Raw genomic sequence first — 8,642 nt, forward strand, 5'->3', positions numbered from 1 at the left:
GACACCCCGCGCCGCGGTCTCCCCCCGCCCCCGCCGCGGGGGGGGCCCCCGCGGCGCGGGGCGGGCGCGGGCGGGCGCCCGCGCCCCAAACGGGGGGCTGAACCTGTAGACCCTGCCCTCGTCGGGGATGACTTGGCCATCTTCGTGATCAGGGCCTTCTTGCGAGAGATCGCGGCCTGGCTCGACAGCCTCCAGATCCAGCCGCCCGGCCTGGTGCCGGTCGACGGCTGGCGGACTGACTCAGACAGTCACCTCGGCCGACCGCGCCCGAATTTGCTGGAGGGTCTCGTCGGCGCTTCTCTGCCCGGCCCAGCCCTCGGTGAGGGCGGCGCCGGCGGTGCGGCATTCGCCGTGGAACGTGGCGTATCCGCCGCCGCCCGGCAGCATGAAGTGCGCCTTGAACGCGCTTCGCTCCAAGTTGGTGGTCCCGTGGAACTGAGTGCCCATGAAGTCCGCACGCGCGAACCGGCAGTCGCTGAGGTCGAAGTCGATCAGAGTGGCGGCGGAAAGGCTGAGCTCGACTCCGTCCCAGAACTGTTCGCGCGGCGGGGAATCCGGCGCCGCCCCGGGGTCGTGAGGGCGGAGGTGGTCGGTGAGGATCTGCTGCGCAGTCCGCCGCAGCCTCAGTTCGGCCACCTGCTCCGCGGTGAGCGCGGCTTCATCGCCGGCCTCGAACGCCAGCGGCGCCCTCAGGAATCCGCAGACCGCGTCGACGATTCCGGCCCGCTGGGCGGCGCGGGCCTGGCCGAGCGCGTCGAGCACGTGCAGTCCGGACAGCCGCACCGCCGGGTCGGCGTCGGCGAGCTGGTGGGCGTAGGGCGCCACGGACTCGTCCGTCACCAGCCGGCCCGGCCCGTTGTCCTCGGGACGCAGCCCCCAGCCGAAGGGCCATTGCTGAGGGCTGAACGACTCTTCCGCGTCGTCGACTTCCGAAGCGTCGTCTTCGTCGGCGACAGTGTCCGCGGTCGCGCCGGTGAGATCCACACTCGGCTGGTCGAGATGGACCTGATCGCCGAACCAGGCGTCGCCGAACTCCGCATCCGCCCCGAACCGTGCCTTCCAGAACCAGGCCGGACCGTGGAATCGCGCGCCGTGGAAGGACACCCGATCCCGGAAGCAGGTGCCGTCGCTGCCCTCGTACCAGGTCTGGTAGTCCTCCTGAAGCACGGCGCTCGGCCAGCCGGGATCGGCCTCGTTCGGCTCGCGCCAGGGGATCTGCACGCCGAACGGATCCGGCTTGCCAGAGGGCAGATCGCCGTCCTCGTCGAACTCTTCGAATCGGGAGTCGTCCTCCTGGACGGACTCCTCACCACGGCCGAACCAGGCCATATTGTCGAACCGGGCGCCGGCGAAGCCGGCCGGGGAGTGGAACCGCGCCAGCCCGAAGTGGGCGTCTGCGCCGAACCTGACGTCGGCGAACGACGCCTCGCCTTCGAACACGGCCCGCGCGAAGATCGCGTCGTCGCGGAAGTGAGCGCCGTCGAAGACACAGCGGCCGCGGAAGTGGGCGTCCGCGAAGACCGTCGGACCGAAGGAGCAGCCGCTGAAGTCGACGTCCGGCAGTACGGCGCCCTCCAGAGCGAAGGCGAGGTGGTCTCCGCCCCGCGCCAGCGCGACAAGAAGCGCGACAGCACTGTCGACAGCTTCCACAACCGTGCCGCGCAGGTAACGGCACACGGCGTCGGCGGCAGGCTGGCGCAGCGCGGGATGTGCCCGGGCGAGTACCTCAAGCTCCTGCAAGCCGGCGTGGTGCGCGTCGGCGCCCGGTCCCGCCAAACAGTCGGCTATCCGCTGGAACTCCCCGGAGGCGTCCGGTTCCGTCGGTGATCCCATGCCGTCAGACCCTAGCGCAGCACCGCGTTGACCCTTCGGGGGTTCACGTGGCTTTGAGCGGGGAGCCGTCGTAGGCCCAGCGGTAGGCCTAGTTGGCGCCGAATTCGCCGGTACGGACGGCGGTGACGAAGGCCTGCCAGGAAGAAGAGGGGAAGACGAGGGCGGGGCCGTGGGGGTCCTTGGAGTCGCGGACGGGTGTCACGTTGGCGAAACCCTCGGCCACCTCGATGCACTGGCCGCCGCCACTGCTGTATGAGCTCTTTTTCCAGCAGGCGTCAGTCAGTTCGACATCCATTCGAGCTTCCTCCGTACCGAGCTGATCGTTGCGAGTGAGTCGGCCTGGTTCATGGCCTCGACTACAAGGCGATCGTAGCTCCTGTCCAGTTCCCTGGTCGGCTGAGAATCCCGGTCGATGTAGCCACGCTGCTCAGTTTCCAGGTAGGCGAGCATTTTGTGGTTCGGCATGGTAAGCAGCGTCACCGGACGAATGAACGGCCGGTTCTCGCCCAGGGAGTACGGCGCCACCTGGATCACCACGTTCGGTCGGCGGGCGAACGCTTCGAGGTGGGTCAGCTGGTCGAGCATGACCTCCCGGCCCCCGATGATTCGGCTGAGACAGCTTTCGTCGAGCACGGCGTGCAGGAACGGCGGTGGTGTCCGGTCCAGGATCTGCTGTCGGGCGATCCGGAAATCGACGCGTTCGGCGGCCTGTTCCGGAGAGGTGCTGCCCTGTCGGACGTAGCCGGCCTCGATCGCCGCGGCGTAGGCCCGTGTCTGTAGGAGCCCGGGGATGACGTTGATCTCGAAGAGTTTGATCTGCTCCGCTCGGGCCTCGTAGTTGGTGTACTCCGGGAAGCCCTCCAACAATGCGGTGTGCTTGAGCTGCCAGTACATCAGTACCAGCGTGCCGCCGGTCTTGAGCTCCTGGTCGGCGAGCTCCGCCAGCTGCAGGCTCGGGGGCCGGTGTGCAAGTTCGACGTAGGACAGGTGCGATGCGGTGCACCCGACCTTCTTCGCCAGTTGGACCTGGGTGAGCCCAACTGCTTCGCGTGACCTGCGGAGTTGAACTCCGAAGGCGGCCCACGGGGACGAGGTCGGGTCGATGGTCTTCTTGTTCATGGAGCTTCCCCAACTCACGGCTGGCCTGACTGCAAGTCGCATATCACTTCCGATGCTAGGTGGTGCGGGGCCATCATGTGCACAGAACGTGAAACGCTGATTGCGGAAGGTTATTCCCATGGCCGATGCCCAAGTTCCCCGCCACCACGGCTACGGCGTGCGCTGGGACACCGGGGCCCGCCTCTACCGGGTCCGCAACGAGGTCACCCGGGAGTGGCTGCGCCAACCGGACGGTGAGCTCAGCGGGTTCAGCTCCTTCTCCGACGCCTGGGGCACGTGGCGCGTCTTCGAGGTCCACAAGCGGCCGGGGGAGTGAGAGCCGGACGCATGACGGCTGAACTCCTCGCCCGCCTCCTGTGGTTGGCGGGCTTCTCCCTCGTACTCCTCGCCGCCCTCAGAAGGTGAACCGCCCGATGCGTGACCCCCGTCTGCTCGCCAAGCCGCCGGTGTGCCGGCTCGGCTGCCTCGTCCTCGTGCGCAACCCGCGCGGTGACGTCCTGCTCGTCGACCCGGACTACATGGACGGGCTGATCCTGCCCGGCGGTGCCGCGAAGCCGAACGAGCCCCCGCACCTTGCCGCCGCCCGCAACCTGCACGCCGAGACCGGGCTCAACCTCCGTCTCGCCGACGTCCTCGCGGTCGACTTCACCCCCGCCGACCGCTACCTGGAGCGCCTCAACCTGGTCTTCGACGGCGGCACCGTGCATGACGACGTCCGCCTCGCCGTCCCGCCCCGGCACCGCAGCGGCCTGTTCGGCGCCCGCTTCGTCCCCGCCCGCCAACTCCCGGACGTCATGGCGCCCTCCCAACTCGCCCGCGTCAGCGAGGCGTTGGCGGGCCGCGCGCTGCCCGTCCTCCTCCACGGACAGCGCGCGACCTGAGGACCGCCGTGCTGGTTCACCGCGCGCCGGCGGCCTCCAGGATCGCGGACAGCCGCGACAGGCATTCGCCGACAAAGCCGGGATAGGTGCCCCAGTAGTACGACAGCCCGCCGACCCCGACGCCGACCGCCCACGCCCGGGCCCGGGCCCGCAGCCACGTCACGTCGTCGAGGCCGAGGGCGTCCCAGTACGCCTGGCGGGCCGGGGACGGAAGGTCCCACACCGTGGCGTGCTCGGCGTCGGGAAAGCCGACCGACAGGCATCCGAAGTCGATGACCGCGTGCAGCCTGCCCTGCCGGACGAGCAGGTTGGAGGGTTTCAGGTCGCCGTGCAGCCACACCTGGCGGCCGGACGCCCCGGGCAGGGCGAGCGCGCTTCGCCACAGGTGCCGCAGGTGCTCGATGTCGAGGTCCAGGCCCGGGATCGTCCGGCACTTCTCGAAGCATGCGGTGATCGACTCGTCGCTGTCGCGCAGGTCGCCTCCGCGGTACCAGCTGAGCGCGCCGTGGCGGACGGCCCCCATGAGCGGGACGCGGTGCAGGTCCTTGACGACCGCCGCCAGGTCGGCCCCGAAGGCGGGCCAGTCGGTGACCGACCCCGGGCCGGGCTCCTCGCCGTCGATCCAGCGGTACACCGACCAGGCGAGCGGGAACGCGGCACTCGCCGTCCCGGCGTGCACCGGCTCCGGCACGCGGCACGGCAGGTGCGGTGCCAGCCGCGGCAGCCACGTCAACTCCTTCCGCACGGACTCCGCGCTCTGCGCGGTGCGCGGCAGCCGCACGAGCAGGTCGTCGCCGAGCCGGTACATCGTGTTGTCCGTGCCCGCGCCGGCCGGCGAGACGGACAGGCCGGCCCAGTGCGGCCGCTGCTCCCGGAGCAGGGAGCGGACGACCGCCTGGTCCGCGAAGATCTCGTTCTCGTGAAGGGCCACGGTGCGAGCCTTCACGCCGGGCGCCACCGCCGCCAGCGATTTTCCCGAAACCGCTGCTGTCCGGGTCCCGTCGAAGAGCAAGACGCCGCCGGCCGGGACCGGCACCGGGACGGCCTGGTCGGAGAGGCCAGAGAGGCCGGAGAGTTCGGGGTGCTCGTCCATCCAGGTGCCGCCGCCGTCGGGCTGTGGGACGCCCGCGTACGGGGCGCGGTGGGAGCCGGGGACGATCCAGGTGCAGCCGGTCTCCACGGTGGCGTCCTCGAAGTACCCGACGGCGGTGAGCAGGCCGCGGGTGGGCTGGGACGCCGGCCCGCCCGTACGCCCCGGGTCAGAGGAGCCCGAGGCGGTCCAGGGCGAGGTAGGCGGCGGCGGTGTCGGTCATCTGGCCCCTGCGCAGCACGGTGGAGCGGAACTCGGGCAGGGGCAGGGTGACCACGTCGATGAACTCGGTGCGCTCCGGGGTCGGCTCGGTGACCTTGGCGCAGCCGGTGGCGTAGAAGGCGAAGCGCAGGGCGGTGGAGTAGGCGTCGTGCCAGTACGGTCCGGCCGCGTGGACCTCGCCCTGGTAGCCGGTCTCCTCCAGCAGTTCGCGGGCGACGGCCTCGGCTGCCTCTTCTCCGGGTTCGATGAAGCCACCGGGTAGTTCGTACAGCACGCGGTCGGGGCCGGGCCGGTACTGGCGGGCGAGGATGACGTGCTGGTCGGGAGTGAGGGCGAGCACGGCGCCGGTTGGGCGCTCGCGTTTGAGGTAGAACTCCTCCGTCCGTCCGTCGGGCAGCTCGAAGTCGACGCGTTCCACGGACCGGCCGAACTTGCTGAACATGGTGGTGCGTTCGATCTCGCGCCATGACGCGGCGGGGTGGGTCATGGCTGGACTGTACGGCTCCGGCCTGACTCCGGGCGCTCGTTGGAGCCGCCCAGGCCTCCGCGCTCGCTGCCGCCGTCGGCTCCGCCCGCCTGGCCTCAGCCCTCACCGACATGCGCAATGCGTCATCGCTGGAAGCCAGTTGACGCCTCACCGATCCGGCGGCCCGTTCCCGGCGCGGTCCCTGCTCGGCGAGATGGCCGCAGAGCAGGCCGCCGCTTGTCGCCGGCGAAATGGCGAAGTGCGCAACAGCGAAAAGGGGGTGGGCGGCGGGGGGGGCGCCCGGCCCGGGGGCGCCCCCCCCCCTGGGGGGGTGGTTCAGTCGCGCGTGTCGGCGGCCTCGACGGCCAGGGTGGGGGTGCGCAGGCCGGCGAACAGGTCGTCCTCCGGCAGGTCCACGTCGATCAGGGTACGGGCGAGTTCGTAGTCCTCGGTGGGCCAGACCTCGCGCTGGACGTCCAGCGGGACGCGGAACCACGGCCCGTCGGGGTCGATCTGGGTGGCGTGGGCGATCAGGGCGCGGTCGCGGGTCTCGAACCAGTCGCCGCAGCTCACCCGGGTGGTGATCTCGCGCTCCTGGCGGCCGCTCTTCTCCCAGCCCGCGATCCACTCGCCGTATGGCGAGTCGTGGCCGTGCTCGGTGAGGTACTGGTGCAGGGCGCGGATGCGGCCCATCGGGAAGCCGTGGTTGTAGTAGACCTTCAGCGGCTGCCAGGGCTCGCCGGCCCCCGGGTAGGCGTCCGGGTCGCCGGCGGCGTCGAAGGCCAGCATGGTGATCTTGTGGGTCATGATGTGGTCGGGGTGCGGGTAGCCGCCGTTCTCGTCGTAGGTCGTGATGACCTGCGGCTTGAACTCCCGGATCAGCCGGACCAGCGGTTCGGCCGCCTCCTTCACGTCCTCCAGGGCGAAGCAGCCCTCGGGCAGCGGGGGCAGCGGGTCGCCCTCGGGCAGGCCGGAGTCGACGAAGCCGAGCCAGGCCTGCTTGACGCCCAGGATCGCCCGGGCCTCGTCCATCTCCTTGCGGCGCACCTCGTGGATGTTCTCCTCGATGTACGGGTCCCCCTGGAGCTTGGGGTTGAGAACCGACCCGCGTTCGCCCCCGGTGCAGGTGGCCACGAGCACGTCCACTCCCTGCTCGACGTACATGGCCATGGTGGCCGCGCCCTTGCTGGACTCGTCGTCCGGGTGGGCGTGCACCGCCATCAGTCGCAACTGCTCAGTCAACGCCTTGCGTTCCTTCCACATATCGGGCGTTCCGCGAAGTCCGGTCCGCCCACCGTACGAGCCGCTCACGTCGGGGCCGCGTCGCCGCGGGACCGGCCGCGGACGTACCCCGGCCCGGTCGAGCCCCGCCCCCGCCGGACCGGCCGCGGGCGTGCCCCTCCTATAGTGACGGACTGGAGGAGCGTCGCATTCCCCCGCACCACCCGCGCGGCCCCTCCCGTCAGGAGAGGACTGGGTCCGATGAACGCGAGCACCACCACCCCGCAGCTGCCCGAGGGGCGCTACGGCCGGCGCGGCGACCGCGATTCGGACCGCCGCCTGAAGGTGGCCGGCGCGGTCTGCGGCGTGCTGGGCCTGGGCCTGGTGGCCTGGCTGGGCGGCTCCTACCTGCTGCGCGAGACCACGATCAACGGCTCGGTGCCGACCTTCCAGGCGGTCTCGGACTCCGAGGTCGAGCTGCACCTGGCGGTGCGCAAGAGCGGCGGGACGGCCGGCAGCTGCACGGTCCGCTCGCAGGGGGCGGACGGCTCGGTGGTCGGGGTGGCCGACTTCCCGGTGCCGGCCGACGGCTCCAGCTACGACGCCGTGGTCACGCTGCGGACCACCGCCCGCGGCACCACCGCCGAACTGCTGGGCTGCACGCCGGCGAAGAAGTAAGCCCGCGAAGAAGCGCGAAGGAGTGGGCCCGGCCTCCTGCGCAGGGAGTCCGTCCGGCCGCCTGCGCAGGCGGCCCGCCCGCCGAGTCGCACCGGCACCGCGCCCCGCTCACCGGTACTCTGCCGGGCACCACCGGTACTCTGCCGGACACCGGCGCATAACCGATCGGGAGAACGGGCATCCGTAGGAAGTCCCGCACCCGGCCCGGCACGCACCACCGCCGTACACCGTGGCGCATTCGCTGTACACCGTGGCGCAACGCCGACGTCAATGGCGCGCAAACGACCCTTCTGCTTGTCGGCAGGACTTGTTAGGCTCGTGGTTTCGCCCCTTCCGCACCGGATGGTACGGGAGCGGGCGTTGCTTTGTAGTTACGACCGATATCACCACCAACCCTGCTGACGACTCACACCCGCAGCACAGCCCCAGCACCTACGAGGAGCACCCGTGACCCAGACCAGTGAGAACGTGACCTGGCTCACTCAGGCCGGCTACGACCAGCTGAAGGCCGAGCTGGATCACCTGACCGGGCCCTGGCGCATCGAGATCGCCCAGAAGATCGAGGCGGCGCGCGAGGAGGGGGACCTCAAGGAGAACGCCGGCTATCACGCGGCCAAGGAGGAGCAGGGCAAGTACGAGCTGCGCATCCGCCAGCTGACCCAGCTGCTGGAGCGTGCCAAGGTCGGCGAGGCGCCGGCCGACTCGGGTGTGGTGGCCCCGGGCATGGTCGTCACGGTCGCCTTCGACGGCGACGAGGACGACACCATGGAGTTCCTGCTCGCCTCGCGCGAGGTCGCCGGCTCCGACACCATGGACGTCTACTCGCCGCAGTCGCCGCTGGGCCGCGCGATCGACGGCAAGCAGATCGGCGACGAGGCGACCTACGAGCTGCCGAACGGCAAGCCCGCCATGGTGAAGATCGTCAAGGTCGTGCCGCACGCCGGCTGACCAAGCCTGATCCGGTCTGATCTGGCCTGACCCGGCCTGACCAGACCTGACCGACCGACGAGGGCGGCCGCGGAGTCCCTGGACTCCCCGGGCCCCCCCCGAGGGGGGGGCGGGGGGGGGCGGGGGCGTTTCAACCACAGAACCAGCCCCCACCCCAGCAACGAGGGGAAGAGTAGGGGGGCGG

The 8,642-nt window shown here is 70.8% G+C and carries 10 protein-coding genes; 4 read left to right on the top strand and 6 right to left on the bottom strand.

From position 1 onward, the window contains the following. Positions 1 to 240: 240 nt before the first annotated feature. From ACFV61_RS32140 to ACFV61_RS32150, 3 genes are all read right to left on the bottom strand, one after another. Positions 241 to 1,833 (bottom strand): pentapeptide repeat-containing protein, encoded by a 1,593-nt coding sequence (locus ACFV61_RS32140; protein ID WP_380495480.1) that lies wholly within the window; start codon positions 1,831 to 1,833, stop codon positions 241 to 243. A gap of 88 nt (positions 1,834 to 1,921) precedes the next feature. Then, positions 1,922 to 2,128, bottom strand: a complete 207-nt coding sequence (locus ACFV61_RS32145) for a DUF397 domain-containing protein (RefSeq protein WP_380423727.1) — start codon at positions 2,126 to 2,128, stop codon at positions 1,922 to 1,924. After that, on the bottom strand, positions 2,113 to 2,952 hold the full coding sequence (locus ACFV61_RS32150) for a helix-turn-helix domain-containing protein (protein WP_380423728.1): 840 nt from the start codon (positions 2,950 to 2,952) through the stop codon (positions 2,113 to 2,115). The genes ACFV61_RS32145 and ACFV61_RS32150 overlap by 16 nt, the downstream gene beginning before the upstream one ends. A gap of 118 nt (positions 2,953 to 3,070) precedes the next feature. Between ACFV61_RS32150 and ACFV61_RS32155 the strand changes: the two genes are divergently transcribed. Beyond that, positions 3,071 to 3,268 carry a hypothetical protein gene (locus ACFV61_RS32155; protein WP_380495482.1) on the top strand — a complete coding sequence of 66 codons (198 nt, stop codon included), beginning with the start codon at positions 3,071 to 3,073 and terminating at the stop codon, positions 3,266 to 3,268. Between the two features lie 97 nt (positions 3,269 to 3,365). Continuing rightward, positions 3,366 to 3,833 (top strand): NUDIX domain-containing protein, encoded by a 468-nt coding sequence (locus ACFV61_RS32160; RefSeq protein WP_380495484.1) that lies wholly within the window; start codon positions 3,366 to 3,368, stop codon positions 3,831 to 3,833. A 16-nt stretch (positions 3,834 to 3,849) separates the two neighbouring features. Here the strand turns inward: ACFV61_RS32160 and ACFV61_RS32165 are convergent, their stop codons facing one another. From ACFV61_RS32165 to mca, 3 genes are all read right to left on the bottom strand, one after another. Next, positions 3,850 to 5,049 carry a phosphotransferase gene (locus tag ACFV61_RS32165; protein ID WP_380495489.1) on the bottom strand — a complete coding sequence of 400 codons (1,200 nt, stop codon included), beginning with the start codon at positions 5,047 to 5,049 and terminating at the stop codon, positions 3,850 to 3,852. 43 nt (positions 5,050 to 5,092) lie between these two features. Beyond that, positions 5,093 to 5,632 carry an NUDIX hydrolase gene (locus tag ACFV61_RS32170; RefSeq protein WP_380495485.1) on the bottom strand — a complete coding sequence of 180 codons (540 nt, stop codon included), beginning with the start codon at positions 5,630 to 5,632 and terminating at the stop codon, positions 5,093 to 5,095. A 315-nt stretch (positions 5,633 to 5,947) separates the two neighbouring features. Then, positions 5,948 to 6,853, bottom strand: a complete 906-nt coding sequence (mca, locus tag ACFV61_RS32175) for a mycothiol conjugate amidase Mca (RefSeq protein WP_380423844.1) — start codon at positions 6,851 to 6,853, stop codon at positions 5,948 to 5,950. 240 nt (positions 6,854 to 7,093) lie between these two features. Here mca and ACFV61_RS32180 point away from each other — a divergent pair, with 240 nt between their 5' ends. Further along, positions 7,094 to 7,510, top strand: coding sequence for a DUF4307 domain-containing protein (locus tag ACFV61_RS32180; RefSeq protein WP_380495487.1), 417 nt, complete (start codon positions 7,094 to 7,096; stop codon positions 7,508 to 7,510). 447 nt (positions 7,511 to 7,957) lie between these two features. Then, positions 7,958 to 8,458, top strand: coding sequence for a transcription elongation factor GreA (gene greA / locus ACFV61_RS32185; protein WP_063348012.1), 501 nt, complete (start codon positions 7,958 to 7,960; stop codon positions 8,456 to 8,458). Positions 8,459 to 8,642 lie beyond the last annotated feature (184 nt).

It is taken from the genome of Kitasatospora sp. NPDC059817 (genome assembly GCF_042731835.1).
GTDB lineage: Bacteria > Actinomycetota > Actinomycetes > Streptomycetales > Streptomycetaceae > Kitasatospora.

What these genes read in the sequence shown, in the direction of transcription:
- ACFV61_RS32140 (WP_380495480.1), bottom strand. Translation starts at nt 1,833, where the DNA reads ATGGGATCACCGACGGAACCGGACGCCTCCGGGGAGTTCCAGCGGATA.
- ACFV61_RS32145 (WP_380423727.1), bottom strand. Translation starts at nt 2,128, where the DNA reads ATGGATGTCGAACTGACTGACGCCTGCTGGAAAAAGAGCTCATACAGC.
- ACFV61_RS32150 (WP_380423728.1), bottom strand. Translation starts at nt 2,952, where the DNA reads ATGAACAAGAAGACCATCGACCCGACCTCGTCCCCGTGGGCCGCCTTC.
- ACFV61_RS32155 (WP_380495482.1), top strand. Translation starts at nt 3,071, where the DNA reads ATGGCCGATGCCCAAGTTCCCCGCCACCACGGCTACGGCGTGCGCTGG.
- ACFV61_RS32160 (WP_380495484.1), top strand. Translation starts at nt 3,366, where the DNA reads ATGCGTGACCCCCGTCTGCTCGCCAAGCCGCCGGTGTGCCGGCTCGGC.
- ACFV61_RS32170 (WP_380495485.1), bottom strand. Translation starts at nt 5,632, where the DNA reads ATGACCCACCCCGCCGCGTCATGGCGCGAGATCGAACGCACCACCATG.
- ACFV61_RS32180 (WP_380495487.1), top strand. Translation starts at nt 7,094, where the DNA reads ATGAACGCGAGCACCACCACCCCGCAGCTGCCCGAGGGGCGCTACGGC.